This is a genomic window from Rhodanobacter sp. UC4451_H18, assembly GCF_052978225.1.
The window spans coordinates 1,537,384-1,556,572 of sequence record NZ_CM129663.1 but is presented as its reverse complement, the minus strand read 5'-3'; the positions used below and the strand labels follow the sequence as shown (position 1 = coordinate 1,556,572).

The 19,189-nt window shown below is 67.8% G+C and carries 17 protein-coding genes; 12 read left to right on the top strand and 5 right to left on the bottom strand.

The genetic code is table 11. From position 1 onward, the window contains the following. Positions 1-63 precede the first annotated feature (63 nt). The 4 genes from ACVCMG_RS07175 to ACVCMG_RS07160 all read left to right on the top strand — a co-directional run bounded on the left by ACVCMG_RS07175 (position 64) and on the right by ACVCMG_RS07160 (position 4,107). Positions 64-894 carry a S1/P1 nuclease gene (locus tag ACVCMG_RS07175; RefSeq protein WP_447115238.1) on the top strand — a complete coding sequence of 277 codons (831 nt, stop codon included), beginning with the start codon at positions 64-66 and terminating at the stop codon, positions 892-894. A 45-nt stretch (positions 895-939) separates the two neighbouring features. Next, entirely contained in the window at positions 940-2,412 is a 1,473-nt protein-coding gene (gene pyk, locus ACVCMG_RS07170) for a pyruvate kinase (RefSeq protein ID WP_447115237.1), read from the top strand. Positions 2,413-2,506: 94 nt separating this feature from the next. Then, entirely contained in the window at positions 2,507-2,947 is a 441-nt protein-coding gene (locus ACVCMG_RS07165; RefSeq protein ID WP_447115236.1) for an energy transducer TonB, read from the top strand. 155 nt (positions 2,948-3,102) lie between these two features. Continuing rightward, positions 3,103-4,107, top strand: coding sequence for a class I fructose-bisphosphate aldolase (locus tag ACVCMG_RS07160; protein ID WP_447115235.1), 1,005 nt, complete (start codon positions 3,103-3,105; stop codon positions 4,105-4,107). Positions 4,108-4,177: 70 nt separating this feature from the next. On the opposite strand, the gene ACVCMG_RS07155 is transcribed toward ACVCMG_RS07160, so the two are convergent. Further along, on the bottom strand, positions 4,178-4,777 hold the full coding sequence (locus ACVCMG_RS07155; RefSeq protein WP_447115234.1) for an outer membrane protein: 600 nt from the start codon (positions 4,775-4,777) through the stop codon (positions 4,178-4,180). Positions 4,778-5,032: 255 nt separating this feature from the next. Here ACVCMG_RS07155 and tkt point away from each other — a divergent pair, with 255 nt between their 5' ends. After that, the gene (gene tkt / locus ACVCMG_RS07150) at positions 5,033-7,042 is read left to right on the top strand and encodes a transketolase (RefSeq protein ID WP_447115233.1); all 2,010 of its coding nucleotides are present in this window, start codon (positions 5,033-5,035) and stop codon (positions 7,040-7,042) included. A gap of 339 nt (positions 7,043-7,381) precedes the next feature. Next, positions 7,382-8,362 (top strand): IS110 family transposase, encoded by a 981-nt coding sequence (locus tag ACVCMG_RS07145; protein WP_395118692.1) that lies wholly within the window; start codon positions 7,382-7,384, stop codon positions 8,360-8,362. 41 nt (positions 8,363-8,403) lie between these two features. On the opposite strand, the gene ACVCMG_RS07140 is transcribed toward ACVCMG_RS07145, so the two are convergent. After that, the gene (locus ACVCMG_RS07140) at positions 8,404-9,039 is read right to left on the bottom strand and encodes an HAD hydrolase-like protein (RefSeq protein WP_447105608.1); all 636 of its coding nucleotides are present in this window, start codon (positions 9,037-9,039) and stop codon (positions 8,404-8,406) included. Continuing rightward, the gene (locus ACVCMG_RS07135) at positions 9,039-10,223 is read right to left on the bottom strand and encodes a phosphoglycerate kinase (protein WP_447105609.1); all 1,185 of its coding nucleotides are present in this window, start codon (positions 10,221-10,223) and stop codon (positions 9,039-9,041) included. Before ACVCMG_RS07135 ends, ACVCMG_RS07140 begins: the two co-directional genes overlap by 1 nt. Before the next feature lie 182 nt (positions 10,224-10,405). On the opposite strand from ACVCMG_RS07135, the gene maiA reads away from it, so the two are divergent. Beyond that, positions 10,406-11,068, top strand: coding sequence for a maleylacetoacetate isomerase (gene maiA / locus ACVCMG_RS07130; protein ID WP_447105610.1), 663 nt, complete (start codon positions 10,406-10,408; stop codon positions 11,066-11,068). 99 nt (positions 11,069-11,167) lie between these two features. Here maiA and ACVCMG_RS07125 read toward each other — a convergent pair whose 3' ends face one another. Further along, positions 11,168-12,280 (bottom strand): PilT/PilU family type 4a pilus ATPase, encoded by a 1,113-nt coding sequence (locus ACVCMG_RS07125; protein ID WP_395116475.1) that lies wholly within the window; start codon positions 12,278-12,280, stop codon positions 11,168-11,170. 72 nt (positions 12,281-12,352) lie between these two features. Here ACVCMG_RS07125 and ACVCMG_RS07120 point away from each other — a divergent pair, with 72 nt between their 5' ends. The 5 genes from ACVCMG_RS07120 (at position 12,353) to glmS (ending at position 17,572) form a co-directional block, all read left to right on the top strand. Beyond that, complete coding sequence (locus tag ACVCMG_RS07120) at positions 12,353-12,937, top strand: DUF4398 domain-containing protein (protein ID WP_395116477.1); 585 nt, start codon at positions 12,353-12,355, stop codon at positions 12,935-12,937. After that, positions 12,934-13,593: a hypothetical protein gene (locus ACVCMG_RS07115; RefSeq protein ID WP_447115232.1), complete on the top strand. Its 660-nt coding sequence runs from the start codon at positions 12,934-12,936 to the stop codon at positions 13,591-13,593. Before ACVCMG_RS07120 ends, ACVCMG_RS07115 begins: the two co-directional genes overlap by 4 nt. Positions 13,594-13,925: 332 nt before the next feature. After that, positions 13,926-14,153 carry a YdcH family protein gene (locus ACVCMG_RS07110; protein WP_136257589.1) on the top strand — a complete coding sequence of 76 codons (228 nt, stop codon included), beginning with the start codon at positions 13,926-13,928 and terminating at the stop codon, positions 14,151-14,153. A gap of 151 nt (positions 14,154-14,304) precedes the next feature. Next, positions 14,305-15,675, top strand: a complete 1,371-nt coding sequence (locus tag ACVCMG_RS07105) for a pyridoxal-phosphate dependent enzyme (protein WP_447097185.1) — start codon at positions 14,305-14,307, stop codon at positions 15,673-15,675. Between the two features lie 67 nt (positions 15,676-15,742). Beyond that, positions 15,743-17,572, top strand: a complete 1,830-nt coding sequence (gene glmS, locus ACVCMG_RS07100; RefSeq protein ID WP_447115231.1) for a glutamine--fructose-6-phosphate transaminase (isomerizing) — start codon at positions 15,743-15,745, stop codon at positions 17,570-17,572. Positions 17,573-17,579: 7 nt separating this feature from the next. Here the strand turns inward: glmS and ACVCMG_RS07095 are convergent, their stop codons facing one another. Next, the gene (locus ACVCMG_RS07095) at positions 17,580-19,139 is read right to left on the bottom strand and encodes a glycoside hydrolase family 30 protein (protein ID WP_447115230.1); all 1,560 of its coding nucleotides are present in this window, start codon (positions 19,137-19,139) and stop codon (positions 17,580-17,582) included. Positions 19,140-19,189 lie beyond the last annotated feature (50 nt).

Genomic DNA, 19,189 nt, shown 5'->3' with positions numbered 1-19,189 from the left:
GGCAAAAAGCCGCAGTGCTCTGTGGCAGACTGCGGCGATCCCTCCCTTGCCGGAATGACTCGCATGAGCTTCGCCCGTCGCGCCACCACCGCCGTGCTCGCCTGCCTGCTGGTTACGCCGGCGCTGGCGTGGGGGCCGCTCGGCCACAGCGTGGTCGCCGAGCTGGCGCAGCGGCACTTGAGCCCCGCTGCGGAAGCCGAGGTCCAGCGCCTGCTGGCGCCGGAGCATACCGATTCGCTGGGCGACGTCGCCAACTGGGCCGACCAGATGCAGGACGATCCGGCCATGGCGAATCTGTGGAAGCAGACACGCAGCCAGCACTACATCAATTTCCGCGGTGGCCCCTCGTGCGACTACGTGCCGCCGCGCGATTGCCGCGACGGTCGCTGCGTGGTGGCGGCGCTGCAGTACTACGTGGGTGTGCTGGGCGACCGCAGCAAGCCGGACGCCGTGCGCCGCCGGGCGCTGAAGTTCGTGGTGCATTTCGTCGGCGACGTCCACCAGCCCTTGCATGCCGGCTATCGCGAGGACAAGGGCGGCAACACCTATCAGGTGCAGTTCGACGGCAAGGGCAGCAACCTGCACCGGGTGTGGGACTCCGGCATGCTCTACACCCGTGGGCTGGACTGGCAGCAGTACGCGCAGCGCCTGGATTCGGCGGTGCCGGTGCCGTTGCCGGCGCCGAGCGCGCCGCTGGACAACCCCTACGCGCAGTGGGCGCAGGAGTCGTGCCGGATCACCGCCGAGGCCGGCTTCTACCCCGCCGGCCACAAGATCACCCCGGGCTACGTGTCGACCTGGCTGCCTGTGGCCGACCGCCGCCTGCGCGAAGCCGGCCGTCGCCTCGCGCAATTGCTCAACCTGGCGCTCGGCGCCGGTTCCGCTGCGCGTTGAGCGTGGACCGGCGGCGCGGCGTGACGATTCTGCTAGGCTCAGCTGATGCTCATTTCCAAAATCCGCCGCACCAAGATCGTCGCCACCCTCGGCCCGGCCACTGACGCACCGGGCGCGCTGCGCAAGCTCATCGACGAAGGCGTCGACGTCGTGCGCCTCAACCTCTCGCACGGCGAGCCCGATGATCACCGCGCCCGCGCGCGGGCGGTGCGCGAAGCGGCCGAGGCTGCGGGCCGCGAGGTCGGCGTGCTGGCCGATCTGCAGGGGCCGAAGATCCGCATCGAGACCTTCGCCGACGGCCCGGTGCAGCTGGTCGAAGGTGCCAGCTTCGTGCTCGATTGCCGCCCCGGCGTGCCTCCCGGCGACGCCACCCGCGTGGGCGTGAGCTATTACGGCTTGCCCGATGACGTGAGCGCCGGTGACGTGCTGTTGCTTGACGACGGACTGGTGGGGCTCACCGTGCGCGAGGTGGTCGGCAGCGAAGTGCGCTGCGAGGTGCTGGTGGCCGGCAAGCTGTCCAACCGCAAGGGGCTCAACCGGCAGGGCGGCGGGCTTTCCGTCGACGCGCTGTCGGACAAGGACAAGGCGGACATCCAGCTGTCCGCCGAGATCGGCGCGGATTTCCTCGCCGTGTCCTTCGTGCGTTCGGCCGACGACATGCACCAGGCCCGCCGCCTGCTCAAGCTGGCCGGCGGGCGTGCCGCGCTGGTGGCCAAGATCGAGCGCGCCGACGCCATCCCGGTACTGGGCGAGATCATCGACGCCTCCGACGTGGTGATGGTGGCGCGCGGCGACCTGGGCGTGGAGATCGGCGATGCCGAGCTGCCCGGCCTGCAGAAGAAGATCATCCGCGAGGCAGTGCAGCGCAATCGCGCGGTGATCACCGCCACCCAGATGCTGCAGTCGATGGTGCGCTCGCCGATCCCGACCCGCGCCGAAGTGCTCGACGTGGCCAATGCCGTGATCGACGGCACCGATGCGGTGATGCTGTCGGAGGAAACCGCCGCCGGTGCGCATCCGGACAAGGCGGTGGCCGCGATGACGCGGATCTGCCTCGGCGCCGAGCGCCAGTTCGAGCCCAAGGACGACCTCTCCGCCGGTGGCCACCGACTCGACCGCACCGACCAGGCGATCGCGCTGGCCGCGATGATGCTGGCCGGCCAGCTCGGCGTGCGGGCGATCGTGGCATTGACCGAATCCGGCGCCACCGCGCAATGGCTGTCGCGCTACCGCAGCGCGGTGCCGATCTACGGCATGTCGCCGTCGGCCTCTGCACGGCGGCGCATGCAGCTGCTGCGCGACGTCCAGCCGGTGGAGTTCAGCCACGGCGAGAAACAGAGCATGGCCGCTTCCACCCGCGCCGCGGTGCGCCTGCTGTTCGAACAGGACAGGCTGGTCCAGGGTGACAGCGTGGTGATCACCTACGGCGACCGCGTCGGCCACGTCGGCGGCACCAACACGCTGAAGCTGCTCGCGGTCGGCCCCGACGGCACCATCGACAGCCTGCGCGACCTGTGAAGCCTGAACCGGCCGCGTCGCCGCGGCATCGTTGACGCTGGCGCGGCGTGCAGGCAGCTACACTGTGGCCATCGACACGTTGCCGGAGCCTGCCATGAACATCCCGTTTTCCTCCGTGTGCCGCGGCGTGCTGTTCGCGCTCGCCCTGGGCGCCGCCGCGCCGGTGCTGGCGCAGACGGTCAAGATCGACCAGCAGGACTTGTACCGCTACTGGATCCTGCTCAACACCCAGGTGCAGATGGATGCGCCCAACAGCGGCCTCAACCTGGACAAGCCCGGCTGCGTGGCGGTGACCTACACCGTCGGTTCCGATGGCGTGCCGATGGACGTGCAGGTGGCCAAGGTGGAGCCGAAGAGCGACCTCGGCCCGATGGCGCGCAGCGCAGTGGCCAATTTCCGCTACGGCCCGTCGCTGAACAACAACATCCACCAGCCGGTGGCCACGTATTACATCGTGGTGTTCAACGGTCCCAAGGACCCGGCCGCGCGCGCCCAGCTGATGGCCCCGTGCAAGCTGCCCGGCTACCCGGCCTGAGCTGAGCCGGCAGTGCCTGCGGGGTGCGGCGTCGTTTCGGCCCGTCGTGGCCCCGATCTGGCCTATAATCGGCGTTTTTCACCATGCCGCTTCGTTCTCGAGGCGGCGCCCACCATGGGTGGCCGGGCATCGCCCCCACCATCGCGGAGTCACCAATGAGCATTGAAGATCTCGAAAGCGTCGCCCTGGCGATGGTTGCGCCCGGCAAGGGCATCATCGCGATCGACGAGTCGACCAACACCATCCGCAAGCGCTTCGAGGCCGTCGGCATCGAGAACACCGAAGAGAACCGGCGCGCCTACCGCGAGTTGCTGCTGACCACGCCGGGCCTGTCCGAGCACATCTCCGGCGCGATCCTGTTCGACGAGACGATCCGCCAGTCCACCAAGGACGGCGTGCCGTTCACCCAGGTGATGAAGAAGAACGGCATCATCCCCGGCATCAAGGTCGACAAGGGCCCGCAGCCGCTGGCCGGTTTCCCCGGCGACGTGGTCACCGAAGGCCTCGACGGCCTGCGCGAACGCCTGCAGGAATACGCGAAGCTGGGCGCCCAGTTCGCCAAGTGGCGCGCGGTGATCAACATCTCCGAGGAAAACCCCAGCTCCACCGCGATCGAGGCGAACTGCCACGTGCTGGCTCGTTACGCCGCGCTGTGCCAGGAGGCCGGCCTGGTGCCGATGGTCGAGCCCGAAGTGATCATGGACGGCGACCACAGCATCGAGGTCAGCTACGAAGTGCACGAGGCGGTGCTGCGCAGCCTGTTCAACGCGCTGTACGAGCAGAACGTGATGCTCGAAGGCACGATCCTGAAGGTCAGCATGGTCATTCCGGGCAAGGACTCAGATGAGCAAGTCGACGTCGAGGAAGTGGCCGAGGCCACCGTGCGCGTGCTCAAGTCCACCGTGCCGGCCTCGCTGCCGGGCATCGTGTTCCTCTCCGGCGGGCAGAGCGATCAGCAGTCCACCGCGCATCTCAACGCGATGAACCAGATCGGCCCGCACCCGTGGCCGCTGTCGTTCTCCTACGGCCGCGCGATGCAGCAGGCCGCGCTGCAGTTGTGGTCGAAGGACCTGAAGGCCAACGTCGCCGAGGCGCAAAAGATCGTGCACGCCCGCGCCCGTGACAACGGTCTGGCCGCGCTGGGGCAGTGGAACGGCTGACCACCGGAGTGCTTCCGCGAAAGAAAAAGGGCGCCTTGCGGCGCCCTTTTTTGCGTCAGACGATGAAACTTCAGAAACGGTACTCGGCGCTGGCCGAGACCATGTCCGTGCTGAGGTCGATGTTGTCCTTGTTGGCATCGAAGTAGTCGTAGTTCACGCCCACGCTGAGCTGCGGGGTGATGTTGTAGCCGATGCCCGCGCCGGCGTACCAGCTGTTGTCGTCCAGGCCCTTGCGGATCGGGTTCACGTCGTTGTTCATGCCGTGACCGGTCCAGCTGTACAGGCCCGCGCGGCCGCTGAGGTACCAGTTGGGGGTCATGTCCAGGCGCGCATTGGCACCCACCGTCCAGCCGTGCAGCTGCGACTTGTTGTCGGCGACGACCGGGTCGCTGTTGAAGATGTTCTTGGCGTGGATGTTGCCCAGGTCGTTGTAGCCCACCTCGGCGCCCAGCGCGAAGTTCGGCGCCAGCGACCAACGGTAGCCGCCGTTCAAGGCATAGCCGGTGTCATGGCCGTCGTACGGCCCATGGTTGATCGCGGTGCGGCCGATGTTGCCGTTGACGAACCAGCCGGCGTTGTCGGCGGGCGCGTTCTGCGCGAAGGCGGCGGGGACGGCCACCAGGCCGGCAGAGACGAGAGCGAGGGCGAGCAGTGTTTTCTTGGTTTTCATGGATGAGGCTCCAATGGTCAGGACAGTTGGCCCCGGATGGGGAGGGCCGTTTGTCGAATGCGCCCCGCCCAAGACGGGCGGCGACACGAAGACTTAGATGGGTGGTGCCCCGAAAGATTCAATACTCATTAGTTCAGTATTAAGCGCAGATTAAGCCGGCCGAATGCGGGCCGTGCCCCGGGCCGTGTCCGGCGCGCGACACCGCGCGACCGGATCGGCGACAATGGGCGCTTTTGCACCCTCCGGAGACGCCCGATGACCACCCGCCGCGAACTCGCCAACGCCGTGCGAGCCCTTGCCATGGACGCCGTGGAAGCGGCCAAGTCCGGTCATCCGGGCATGCCGATGGGCATGGCCGATATCGCCGAGGTGCTGTGGAACGACTTCCTGCAGTTCAATCCGGCCAACCCGAAGTGGCCCAACCGCGACCGCTTCGTGCTGTCCAACGGCCACGGCTCGATGCTGCAGTACGCGCTGCTGCACCTGAGCGGCTTCGACCTGCCGATGGATCAGCTCAAGCGCTTCCGCCAGCTGCATTCGAAGACCGCCGGCCACCCGGAAGCCAGCGAAACGCCGGGAGTGGAGACCACCACTGGTCCGCTCGGCCAGGGCCTGGCGAATGCGGTCGGCTTCGCGCTGGCCGAGAAGGTACTGGCGGCGCATTTCAACCGTCCGGGCCACGATGTGGTCGATCACCACACTTACGTATTCCTCGGCGACGGCTGCCTGATGGAAGGCATCTCGCACGAAGTCGTCTCGCTGGCCGGCACCTGGGGCTTGGGCAAGCTGGTGGCGATCTACGACGACAACGGCATCTCGATCGACGGTGAAGTCCATGGCTGGTTCACCGACGACACCCCGGCGCGCTTCGAGGCGTACGGCTGGAACGTGATCCGCGGCGTGGACGGGCACGATGCCGAGGCGATCAAACAGGCGATCGCCAAGGCCACCACGCGGCACGACAAGCCCACCCTGATCTGCGCGAAAACCGTCATCGGCTTCGGCGCGCCACACAAGCAGGGCAAGGAGGAAAGCCACGGCGCGCCGCTGGGCAAGGACGAGATCGCCGCCGCGCGCGAGCAGCTGGGCTGGAAGTACGCACCGTTCGAGATCCCGGCCGAGATCTATGCCGGTTGGGATCACAAGGCCAAGGGCGCCGCCGCCGAACAGGCCTGGAACGATGCGTTCGCCAGGTACGCCGCCGCGCATCCGGAACTGGCCGCCGAGTTCAAGCGCCGCATGCGCGGCGAACTGCCGGCCGACTGGGCCGCGAAGTCGCAGGCGTTCATCGACAAGCTGCAGGCCGACGGTCCCGAAGTGGCCTCGCGCAAGGCTTCGCAGATGAGCATCGAGGCGTTTGCGCCGTTGCTGCCGGAGCTGATCGGCGGTTCGGCCGACCTGGCCGGCTCCAATCTCACCAAGTGGAAGGGCAGCCTCGACGCCGCCACCGGCAACAGTGCGGACGGCAAGGGCAACTACGTCTACTACGGCGTGCGCGAGTTCGGCATGACCGCGGTCGCGAATGGTCTGGCCCTGCACGGCGGCTTCATTCCCTACGATGCCACCTTCCTGGTGTTCTCCGACTACGCACGCAACGCGGTGCGCATGAGCGCGCTGATCCCGGCGCACGCGATCCACGTCTACACGCACGATTCGATCGGCCTGGGCGAGGACGGCCCGACCCATCAGCCGGTCGAGCACATGGCCAGCTTGCGCTACATCCCGAACAACCAGCTGTGGCGCCCGTGCGATGCGGTCGAGTCGGCCGCGTCGTGGAAGGCGGCGATCGAGCGCAGGGGCGCGCCGTCCTGCCTGATCTTCTCGCGGCAGAACCTCAGGCACCAGCAGCGCAGCACTCAGCAGGTCGCCGACATCCTGCGCGGCGGCTACGTGCTGTCCGATCCGCTGGACACGAAGTTCCAGGCGATCCTGATCGCCACCGGTTCGGAAGTGGAGCTGGCGATGGAAGCCTCGCGCGCGCTGGCGCAACAGGGCGTGGCCGTGCGCGTGGTGTCGATGCCGTGCACCGAGGTGTTCGACGCGCAGCCGCTGGAATACCGCGAAGGCGTGCTGCCGCTCTGGTGCCGCGCCCGGGTGGCGGTGGAGGCGGCCACCGCCGACTTCTGGCGCAAGTACGTGGGCCTGGACGGCGAAGTGGTCGGCATGACCACGTTCGGCGCCTCCGCTCCTGCGCCGCAGCTGTTCGAGCACTTCGGCTTCACCGTGGCGCATGTGATCGATGCGGTGAAGCGCGTTATCCGCTGAAACGCGTGTTGTTGTAGGAGCCCGCTCGCGGGCGATGCTTTTGCTCTGGATCTCTCAACCACTAGAGCAAAACATCGCCAGCGAGCGGGCTCCTTATGTGTCGATTCTGGTTCGCGACTGGACGAGAATCGCCGACTGATCATCGGTGGGAACGGGGTGACGCCGTCGGGCTCCCTTGGCTTTGCGCCAGCGCCGTAGATTCGCGCCCCCGTTCCGTTTTATCTGCCGCAAGCTGCAACGGTATCTTAGGCCCGCCCCGGCGTGAGCCTGCACGCGTAAGGATCGGCTTGGCGGATCTTCGATGATCGGATGTCCGAACGTTCATGAGGATTGACTGCAATGACCGAACCGATGGTGGGTATCGACGTGGCCAAAGCCACCTTTGACGTGGCCATGCCGCTGGAATCGAAGGGCAAGTACCGCACCAAGGGCAAGTTACCCAACACGCCCGCGGGCCTTGACATGCTGGGCGACTGGATGGATCACCACGCGCCGGGAGCGGCGGTGTGCATGGAGGCGACGGGCGTGTACCACGAGGCACTGGCCACCTTCCTGGTGGAGCGCGGCGTGACCGTTTACGTGGCCAATCCGGCCCAGGTCGCCGCCTATGCCAAGAGCGAGTTGTCGCGCACCAAGACCGATCGCACGGACGCCAAGCTGATTTCCCGTTTTGCGATGGCGCAGCTGCAGGTAGGCACCTCCTTGCGTCCGTGGACACCACCGACGCCCGCCCAGCGCAAGTTGCGCGCCCTGATCCACCGGCTGAACGACCTGGAGGGCATGCGCCAGATGGAACGCAACCGGCTGGATGTCAGTGATCGTGCGGTGCACGGCTCCATCACCGACGTGATGGAGACGCTGGACGCCCAGATCGCGGAGCTGAAGAAGGAAATCAACAACCACATCGACTCGGACCCGGGCCTGCGCCGGGATACCGATCTGCTGTCCTCCATTCCCGGGATTGGCGAACTCACCGCGGCCTTTGTGCTGGGATGCGCTGGTGACCTGCGCCGGTTCGACGACCCGCGCAAGCTCGATGCCTTTGCCGGCATGAATCCCGCCATCCGCGAGTCGGGCAAATGGGCGGGGCAAAGTCGCCTGTCCAAGCTGGGTCATGCACTGCTACGCGCCAAGCTCTACATGCCGGCGATGACGGCCATCCGCCACAACGTGGCCGTGCGTGCCTTGTTCGATCGGCTGGTAGCCCGCGGCAAGCCGCGCAAGCTTGCCTTGGGCGCAGCCATGCGCAAGCTGCTCCACATCGCCTGGGGCGTCATCCGTTCCGGCAAATTTTTTGATCCCAAAACCGCACTTGCCTGACGAGAGGCAAGACGGTATCTACGCGATGCGCGGGCCGAGTATCAGTCGAGCAGTCCGGCCAGTTCGTCCGGCGTTGCCGCAATGGCGTGGGCGCCGGCCTGTTCCAGTTCCGCGCGGCTGCCGAAACCCCAGAGCACACCGAAGCCACGCACGCGGTTGGCGACGGCGCCGTCGATGTCGAAGTGGCGGTCGCCAATCATCACCGTGTCGGCAGGATCGGCACCGAAGTCCGCCAGTGCCTCGGCGATCATCGTGGCCTTCTCGCTGTGCGCGCTGTCCGGGTGCGGGCCGTACAGGCGCAGGAACGCGTCGCCGAACGGCAGGTGGGCGAGGATCGGCGCGGCGTGGCGGTGCGGCTTGCTGGTGACCACGGCGAGCTGGTGGCCGGCGCCGCGCAGCCGCTCGATCAGCAGCTCGATGCCCGGATAGATCTCGTGCTCGCGCCAGCCGAGCGTGTTGAAGCGCTCGTGGTAGTACGCCACCGCCGCCTCGATCCGTTCGGCGTCGTGATCCAGCAGCGGCGCGAAGCTGTGCCGCAGCGGCGGGCCGATCCAGCGGCGCAGTTCCGCATGTGCCGGCGCCGGCACGTCCAGCCGCGCCAGCGCATGCTTCACGCAGGCGGTGATGCCGTGCTCGGAATCGATCAGGGTGCCGTCGAGGTCGAACAGGCAGAGCATTACTTCGCGGCTCGCGCCTTCAGTGCGGTGACCGCCGGCAGTTCCTTGCCTTCGAGGAATTCCAGGAACGCGCCGCCGCCGGTGGAGATGTAGGAGACCTGGTCGGCGATGCCGTACTTGTCGACCGCGGCCAGCGTGTCGCCGCCGCCGGCGATCGAGAACGCGTTCGACGCCGCGATCGCGCGCGCCAGCGTTTCGGTGCCCTTGCCGAACGCGTCGAACTCGAACACGCCGACCGGGCCGTTCCACACCACCGTGCCGGCCTTGGCGATCAGGGCGGCGTAGAGTTCGGCGGTCTGCGGGCCGATGTCGAGGATCATCTCGTCCGCACCGACCTGGTCGACCGGCTTGATCGTGGCCGGGGCCTGCGCGGAGAACGCCGGCGCCACCACCACGTCGATCGGCATCGGCACTTCGGCGCCGCGTCGTTTGGCGTCGGCCAGCACCTTCTTCGCCGCGTCGAGCAGATCCATTTCCACCAGCGAGTTGCCGACCGAGTGTCCCATCGCGGCGATGAAGGTGTTGGCGATGCCGCCGCCGACGATGAGCTGGTCGACCTTGCCGATCAGGTTGTCCAGCAGGGTCAGCTTGGTCGACACCTTGGAGCCGGCCACGATCGCCAGCAGCGGATGCGCCGGGTGCTCCAGCGCCTTGCCCAGCGCATCCAGCTCGGCGCACAGCAACGGGCCGGCGGCGGCGACCGGGGCGTACCTGATCACGCCGTGGGTCGAGGCTTGTGCGCGATGCGCGGTGCCGAACGCGTCCATCACGAAGATGTCGCACAGCGCGGCATATTTCTTCGCCAGCGTGTCGTCGTCCTTGCCCTCGCCGACGTTCATGCGGCAGTTTTCCAGCAGCACCACCTCGCCGGCGGCCACCTCGACACCGTTGACCAGGTAGTCGGCCACCAGCCGCACCGGCTGGTCGAGTTTGCTGCTCAGCCACAGCGCCACCGGCGCCAGCGAGGATTCGGCGTCGAACTGGCCTTCCTTGGGCCGGCCCAGGTGCGACATCGCCATCACCTTCGCGCCGGCGTCGCGGGCGGCCAGGATCGTCGGGAGGGCGGCGTCGAGGCGCTGGGTCGAGGTGATCCGGCCCTGTTCGTCGATCGGCACGTTGAGATCTTCGCGGATCAGCACGCGCTGGTTGCGCAGGTCGAGGTCGCTCATGCGGATGACGGACACGGCACAACTCCGTTGGATGGTGGGGGCTAGCCAGAACCGGCTGCAACCGCCTATTGTCCGGTGGCCGCGGCAGTGATGCAAACGCGGCCTGGCGAGGCACGCCGGGCCGACGACACGCGGGCGCGCGCAACGGCTGCACTTGTGGCTAAACTGCAGGCTATCCACGCAGGGGGGGACCGCTCATGGCGACCGGCTTGGTGCTCTACAGCTACTGGCGTTCCAGTGCTGCCTATCGCGTGCGCATCGCGCTGAACCTGAAGGGCCTGGACTACGAGACGCGTCCGGTGCACCTCGTGCGCGACGGCGGCGAGCAGCACACGGCGCAATACCAGGCGCTGAACCCGCTCGAATCCGTGCCGGTGCTGTGCGACGGCGACCGTGTGCTGACCCAGTCACTGGCGATCATGGAATACCTGGACGAGATGCACCCGGAGCTGGAAACCGCGCTGCTGCCGGTCGACGCCCGCGGCCGCGCCCAGGTGCGCGCGCTGGCCATGGCGGTGTGCTGCGACATTCACCCGCTGGGCAACCTGCGCGTGCTGCAGCATCTGGAGAAGGACTTCGGCGCCAGCGAGGAGCAGCGGGCAGCCTGGTCGCGGCACTGGATCGATGCCGGCTTCAAGGCGATCGAGGCCATGCTGGCGGAGAGCGCCGCCACCGGCCGCTACTGCCACGGCGAAACCCCGAGCATGGCCGATGCCTGCCTGATCCCGCAGGTCTACAACGCCATTCGCTGGAAACTGCCGCTCGACGACTACCCCACCATTACGCGCATCCACGCCGCCTGCAACGAGCTGGAAGCGTTTCAGCGTGCGGCGCCGGAGGCGCAACCCGACGCACCGTGAGCGGGAAGTGAGTGGAGAGGAGTGAGGAGTGAGAGAAGGTACACGTCGCCTCGTCCAGCTCTCTCTCACTCCTCACTCCTCTCCACTCACCCCTCAGCTCTAAAACCCCATCCCGTACGGGTCGTTGCCGGCCAGTTCGGCGCTGCTGTTGCCGCCTTCGGCGAGGCGGATCTTGAGGGCGAGGCCATCGCGGGAGTCGGATTTGCTGAGGGCCTCGTCCAGTTCCACGCGGCCCTCCTTGTACAGCTTGTACAGCGACTGGTCGAAGGTCTGCATGCCTTCCTGCAGGCTGCGATCCATGGCGTCCTTGATCTCGTGGATCTGGCCGCGGCGGATCATGTCGCGGATCAGCGGCGTGTTCAGCAGCACCTCGGCGGCCGGGATGCGGCGGCCGTCCTTGCCGATCACCAGGCGCTGGCTGATCACCGCGCGCAGGTTCAGCGCCAGGTTCATCAGCACGTTCTTGTGCGCCGATTCGGGGAAGAAGTTGAGGATGCGCTCCAGCGTCTGGTCGGAGTTGTTGGAGTGCAGCGTGGCCAGGCACAGGTGGCCGGTCTCGGAGAAGGCAATGGCCGCCTCCATCGTGTCGGTGTCGCGGATCTCGCCGATCATGATGACGTCCGGCGCCTCGCGCATCGCGTTCTTCAGCGCCTCGTGGTAGCTGTGCGTGTCCAGCCCGACCTCGCGCTGGTTGACGATCGAGCGCTTGTGCCGGTGCAGGTATTCGATCGGGTCCTCGATGGTGAGGATGTGCCCGGGCGACTGCGAGTTGCGCTGGTCGATCATCGCCGCCAGCGTGGTCGACTTGCCCGAGCCGGTGGCGCCCACCACCAGGATCAGTCCGCGCGGCTCCATGATCAGGTCGCGGAAGATCGGCGGCAGCTGCAGCTGCTCGATCGAGGGGATCTCGCTCTTGATCGCGCGGATCACCATGCCCACTTCGCCGCGCTGCTTGAAGACGTTGATGCGGAAGCGGCCGGCTTCCTTCACCGCCAATGCCATGTTCAGTTCGAGGTTGCGTTCGAACTGCGGCACCTGGCCCTCGTCCATCAGCGAATAGGCGATCTTCTTGACCATGCCGCTCGGCAGGCCGGTATTGCCCAGCGGATAAAGCTTGCCCTCGACCTTGATGTTCACCGGGGCACCGGTGGACAGGAACATGTCCGACGCGCCCTTGTCTACCATGAGCTTGAGGAAGTAGCCGATGTCCACGTTTTACCCCTGGGTTCCCGATGTACATTGCATTGCACGATTATGCCTGCCCACAATACGCTGCAACACACCATGAGGACTGTGATGTACTTCTTTTCCCCATCGGCCGCGCTCGCGCGCCGCATGCGCGCGGCGGCCACCATGCTGGCGCTGACCCTGGCCGTGGCCGGTTGCGCCACGGCGCCGCCGCCGAATGACGCGATGAACCTGGCCCAATACCAGCTGCAGGCCGCCCGTGACGCCGGCGCGGCGGATTACGCGCCGGTCGACCTCGGTTTCGCGCAGGACAAGTTCCAGCAGGCGCAGGAGGCGATGGCGGCGCGCAAGTTTGCCGATGCCGCGAACCTCGCCGAGGAATCCGGCGCCGATGCCGAGCTGGCGCGGGTCAAGGCGCGGCTGGGCGCGGCCCGTGCCGAGATGCAGGGCAAGCTGCAGGAAAACACCCGCCTGCGCAGCGAGGGCGAGCAACTGGCCGCCCGGCAGCAGCAGATGGAACAGGCGATCCCGGCACCCGCCGCCGACTCTTCCGCGCCGTTGCCGGTGGGCGACATGCCGGCGCCTTCGGCCTCGGTGCTCTCCGCGCCGGTCGACGGCACGCCGATCCCCGGCAATGACGATCCCGCGGCCGCCAGCAGCATTCCCGGAGGCCAGCCATGAAGCGCCTTGCCCAACTGCTCGCTGGCGCCGGCCTGGCGCTGGCCCTGGTCGGTGCCGCGCAGGCACGCCAGGACGACATCGACATCAACCGCCTGCGCGGCAGCCTGGACCAGCTTGCCAACGATCCCGGCCTCGGCCATTACGCCCTGTCCGAACAGGCGCGAGCCCGCGAGGCGATCCGCGCGCTGGAGGAGGCCGGACGTGGCGACCGGCCGCATGCCTTGTACCTCGCCGAGCGCCGCGTCGACCTGGCCAAGACCGCCGCGCAGTTGCAGGACGCCCAGGTCAAGCTGAACCAGCTCGATCGCGAACACGACCAGATCCTGCTCGCCAACAGCCGCCGCGAGGCGGACATGGCCCGGCTGGAGCTGGCCCGGCAGCGCCTGCAGAACCAGTTGGCGCAGGAGGAGGCCGCGCGCCTGCAGCAGCAGGGCATCGAATATTCGCAGCAGGCCGAGCAGGCGCGGGCCGAAGCCGAGCGGGCCAAGAAGCTGGCCGCGGCACAGAGCAAGGTGGCGCGGGCGGCCCGCCGCGAGGCGGCGCAGGCGGCGCAGGCGGCCAAGGCGATGCGCGCGCAGATGGACGATGGAAACACCCCGCCACCGGCTCCCGCCGAGCAGAAAAAGCCCACCCGCAAGCACTCCGCGGGGCACTGAAACGGCGCCGGGCGGCGCTTTGCCGCAGCGCCTCCACGGGCTGCGGCCAGCCGCCGCCCAATGCCTGCAAAACACTGTTTTGACAGGTATTTAATGCACCGACCGAAGTGTGATCCGACGCCTTGCGCCGGCCAGATCGGCGGAGTAGGGTCAAAGCCCCGGGAGGCATCCAGGCCACCGGGGTCAACGACCTGAATCATGCGCCCATCCCACGTTCAGATCCCCACCTGCGTTCCGGTTGACCGGCGTGGGTCGCGGGTGTGCGCCGATTCAGCTGTCGGCGGTCCGCCAACGTGGCGGCAACCGTCCGTTCACTCGCAGGAGGTCGGATCATGTTCGAAAACCAGCAGCGCGATGATGTCGAGGCATTGATGAAGGCGGACGCGGAGTTCCGCCGGCTTTATCAGCACCATCGGGAGCTCGACAGCAAGGTGCACGACGCCGATATCGGCGTGCTTCCCATCGACGACGCCACCCTCGCCGGCATGAAGAAGGAGAAACTGCTGGCCAAGGCGCGGCTTGAACGCATGTGGGCCGACAGGGCGCACCTCATCCACTGACGCAACGGTTCGCTGGCGCGGCCCCGGGTCTTCCCTGAAACAGTCATCGGGAAGATTGCCGGGGCCGCAGCGTATCCGGCGGCTCGGTTATCATGGGGGTTCTGCGGCCACGGCTTTGCGCCGACGCCGCCACGCCAGCGACGGAGCCCCCATGACGGTTCACCAGAGTGTCCTCGAACTGATCGGACACACCCCGATGGTTCGCGCGAGGCGCCTCGATACGGGTGCGTGCGAATTGTTCCTGAAACTCGAGAGCGCCAACCCCGGCGGCTCGATCAAGGACCGCATCGGCCTGTCGATGATCGAGGGCGCCGAGAAGGACGGCCGCATCCGCCCGGGCGACATCCTGGTCGAGGGCACCGCCGGCAACACCGGCCTGGGCCTGGCCCTGGTCGCGCAGCAGAAAGGCTACCGGCTGATCCTGGTGGTGCCGGACAAGATGAGCCGCGAGAAGATCTTCAACCTCAAGGCGATGGGCGCCGAGGTGGTGCTGACCCGCTCCGACGTGGCCAAGGGCCACCCCGAGTACTACCAGGACATGGCCGAGCGGATTGCCCGCGAAACGCCCGGCGCCTACTTCATCAACCAGTTCGGCAACCCCGACAACCCGGCCGCGCACATCGCCAGCACCGGCCCGGAAATCCTCGAGCAGATGGACGGCAAGGTGGATGCCGTGGTGGTCGGCTGCGGCTCGTCCGGCACGCTGAGCGGGCTGTCGAAGTTCTTCGCCGAACATTCGCCGCAGACCGAGCTGATCCTGGCCGACCCGGTCGGCTCGATCCTGGCGCAGTACATCAACGAGGGTACGCTCTCGACCAAGTCGGCGAGCTGGATGGTCGAAGGCATCGGCGAGGATTTCCTGCCCTCGATCAGCGACTTCACCCGGGTGAAGAAGGCCTACGCGATCTCCGACAAGGAGAGCTTCCTGACCGCGCGCGAGCTGCTGGCGAAGGAAGGCATCCTGGGCGGCTCGTCGACCGGCACTCTGCTTGCCGCGGCGCTGCGCTACTGCCGCGAACAGACCACGCCGAAACGCGTGGTGACCCTGGTCTGCGACACCGGCAACAAGTATCTGTCCAAGCTCTACAACGACTACTGGATGCTCGACAACGGCTTCATCGAGCGCGAGCAGCACGGCGACCTGCGCGACCTTCTGCTGCGCCCGTTCGCCCAGCGCGACACCGTGGTGGTCGGCCCCAACGAGCTGCTGATCACCGCCTACAACCGCATGAAGCTGTACGACGTGTCGCAGTTGCCGGTGATGGACGGCCGCAAGCTGGTCGGCATCGTCGACGAGTCCGACGTGCTGATGCACGTGCACGCCGACGAGACGCGCTTCCGCGACCCGGTGTCCACCGCGATGATCGCCGACCTGCACCGGCTCGACGTGCGCTCGCCGATCGAATCGCTGCTGCCGGTGTTCGAGCGCGGTCACGTGGCCATCGTGGTCGACGGCGACGATTTCCTCGGCCTGATCACCCGCATCGACCTGCTGAACTGGCTGCGCCGCAAGGTGAATTGACCGGCCGCGCCAGGCACTTTCAAAACAGCCCGGGGCGACCCGGGCCAGAACCGAAGGAAGCTCCGCCATGTGTGGAATCGTTGCCGCCGTAGCCCAACGCGATGTCGCCCCGCTGCTTATCGCCGGCCTGAAAGCGCTCGAATACCGGGGCTACGACTCCTCCGGCGTGGCCGTGCTCGACCACGGCGCGATCCGCCGCGTGCGCGCCAAGGGCAAGGTGCGCGAGATGGAGGCGCTGTACCTGGCCGACCCGCTGTCCGGCGGCACCGGCATCGCGCATACCCGCTGGGCCACCCATGGCGTGCCGAACGAGGCGAACGCGCACCCGCACATCGCCGGCCGGGTGGCGATCGTGCACAACGGCATCATCGAGAACTACGCCGGCCTGCGCGCCGAACTGCAGGCCGCCGGCCACGTGTTCACTTCGGAAACCGACACCGAGGTGATGGCCGCGCTGATCGACCGACGCATCGGCCAGGGCCAGAACCTGCGCGAGGCGGTGCTGGCCACCGTGCGCGAGCTGGAAGGCGCCTATGCGATCGCGGTGCTCAGCAGCGACGAGCCCGATCGCGTGGTCGGCGCGCGCCGCGGCGCCCCGCTGCTGGTCGGCCTCGGCATCGGCGAGAACTTTCTCGGCTCCGATGCGCAGGCGCTGATCCAGGTCACCAACAAGATGCTGCACCTGGACGAGGACGACGTGGTCGAGATCACCCGCGACGGCGTGCAGGTGTTCGCGCTGGACGGCACGCCGGTCGAGCGCAAGGTGTACGAGAGCGAGCTGTCCACCGACGCCGTCGAGCGCGGCGAGTACCGCCACTACATGCAGAAGGAAATCTTCGAGCAGCCGCGCGCGGTGGCCGACACGCTGGAGGCGCGCGTCGGCGCGCACGGCGTGCTGCCGAACATCTTCGGCATCGACAGCGAGGCGCTGCTCGCCGCCACCCGCGGCGTGCACATCATCGCCTGCGGCACCAGCTATCACGCCGGTTTGGTGGCCAAGTACTGGATCGAGGAATTCGCGCGCCTGCCGGTCGCGGTGGAGGTGGCCAGCGAATACCGCTACCGCGAGACCGTGGTGCCGCCGGGTACGCTGTTCCTGGCGATCTCGCAGTCGGGCGAAACCGCCGACACGCTGGCCGCGATGCGCGAGTCGCGCCGACGCGGCTACCTCGGCACCCTGGTCATCTGCAACTCGCCGGAATCGTCGCTGGTGCGCGAGGCGGACCTCAAGTTGATGACCCGCGCCGGGCCCGAGATCGGCGTGGCCTCGACCAAGGCCTTCACCACGCAGCTGGCCGGCCTGGCCCTGCTGGCGCTGGAGCTGGCGCACCGCAACGGCCTCGACCCGCAACGCTACGCGGCGCTGTGCGAGGAACTGCAGCGCCTGCCGCGCGCGATCGAGAACGCGCTAAAGCTGGAGCCGGCGATCATCGAACTGGCCGGCGACTTCATCCATCGCCAGCACGCGCTGTTCCTCGGCCGCGGCGCGCACTACCCGGTGGCGCTGGAAGGTTCGCTCAAGCTCAAGGAAATCTCCTATATCCACGCCGAGGCCTACCCCGCCGGCGAGCTCAAGCATGGCCCGCTGGCGCTGGTCGACGAGAACATGCCGGTGGTGGCGGTGGCGCCGAACGGCCCGCTGCTGGACAAGCTGAAATCCAACCTGCAGGAAGTACGCGCCCGTGGCGGTCGCCTGATCGTGTTCGCCGACGGCGCCGCCGGCATGGACGACACCGCCGGCAACGGCGTGACCCTGCGCGTGCAGTCCGGCGGCAACTTCATCGCCCCGGCCGTGTTCACCGTGCCGCTGCAACTGCTCGCCTACCACGTCGCCGTGCTGCGCGGCACCGACGTCGACCAGCCGCGCAACCTGGCCAAGTCGGTCACCGTGGAGTAGAGCCTGGTCAGCCGGCGCTGCCCGGCGTTGCGGGCGGCGCGATCGTGGCGGCGGCAGCGGCCTTGGCCGCCGCGGCGGCTGCTTGCCACACGAAGGTGGCCACGCTTTCGGCTGGCATGGTGTAGCGGAAGTCGAGGTCGCCTTGCTGCACGGCGACTTCGTGCGGCGCGGTCTTGCCGTTGATCAGCACCAGCACGATCGATCCGCCGTCGGGGTTGCGGAAGGCGACGTTCTTGATGTCGTCGCCGGTGTCGGTGGACCAGATGCGCACGGCGCCGGGGTGGATGAAGCGGCTGTAGTGGGCGAACGCGTAGTACTCGTCGTTGCGGCTCACCGCGCCGCTGCGCGAGTCGATCGTGACGATGCCCTTGCAGGTGTCGCAGCCGCCGAAGTGCGGCCCGTAGTTCTCGTCCAGCGCCAGGTTCCAGTACACCACGCCGCGCGCCCAGTTGCGCAGGCCGCCGAGCAGCAGGTCGCGCGCGAACCAGAGCAGTTCGCCGTGTTTGCTGGATTCCCAGTCGCCGCCGGAACACTCGGTGATGTAGGCGTCCTTGCGCGGAAAGGCGCGGTGCACGTCGCTCTGTGCGCCGGGCACGCCGCGGTAGCAGTGCCAGGCGATGCCGTCCAGGTAGCGGGCGGCATCGGCGTCGTAGAGCACGTCCAGCGGTTGCTGCGGTTCGTCCCAGTTGTGGTCCCAGCCGAGGATGCGCGTGGGCGGCCGGCGTCCGGCCAGCGCCGGGCCGAGGTACTGCGCGATGATGCGCGCGCGCTGCCCGGCGGAGAGCAGCATGCCGGGGTAGCTCAGCGGCACGAAGCCGGGCTCGTTCTGCAGGGTCAGCGCGAAGATCGGGATGCCGTAGCTGCGGTACGTGTCGACGTACTTCACCAGGTACTGCGCATAGGCCGCCTCGTACTCTTCGAGCAGGCTGCCGCCGATCAGGTTGGCGCTGGTCTTCATCCATGCCGGCGCGCTCCACGGCGAGGCGATGATGCGCAGCTGTGGGTCGATCGCCAGCGTCTCCTGCACGGTGGGGATGAGGTAGGGCACGTTGGCGGCGACGTTGAAATGCTGCAGCTCGGGGTCGACCTCACCGGCGGGCATGTCGTCCAGCGTGTACGGCTGCAGCGAGAAATCCGAGGCGCCGATGGTCAGCCGGATCATGTTGAAGTCGAGTCCGGGCGGCGGGCCGAACAGTTCGAGCAACAGCGCGTGGCGCGCCGGTGCGCTCAGCTTGTTCTGCAGCAGCCAGGCCGATGCGTCGGTCAGTGCCGCGCCAAAGCCGACGATGGACTGGTAGGTCTTGCTGGTGTCGATGACCACGTCGGCCGGCGCCGATCCCGCCGCGCCGACCGGCACGTCGAGCTGGCGGGCCAGGCGCAGGCGGCGATCCTGGGTGCTCAGCCACAGCTGGATCCCCGGGCCGCCCGGCTGCAGCACCGAGGCGACCACGGTGGCGAACATCGCCGGCGGGCGCCACGCCAGCCGCAGCGCCAGCAGGGCCAGCAGCGTGATCAGCGCGAATGACGCGATGGCGAGCCAGCGCGGGACGCCGCGGGACTCATCCATGCGGCATGCCGGCCGGACCCGCGGCCTGGTGCGGCGGCGCGAAGGGAGCT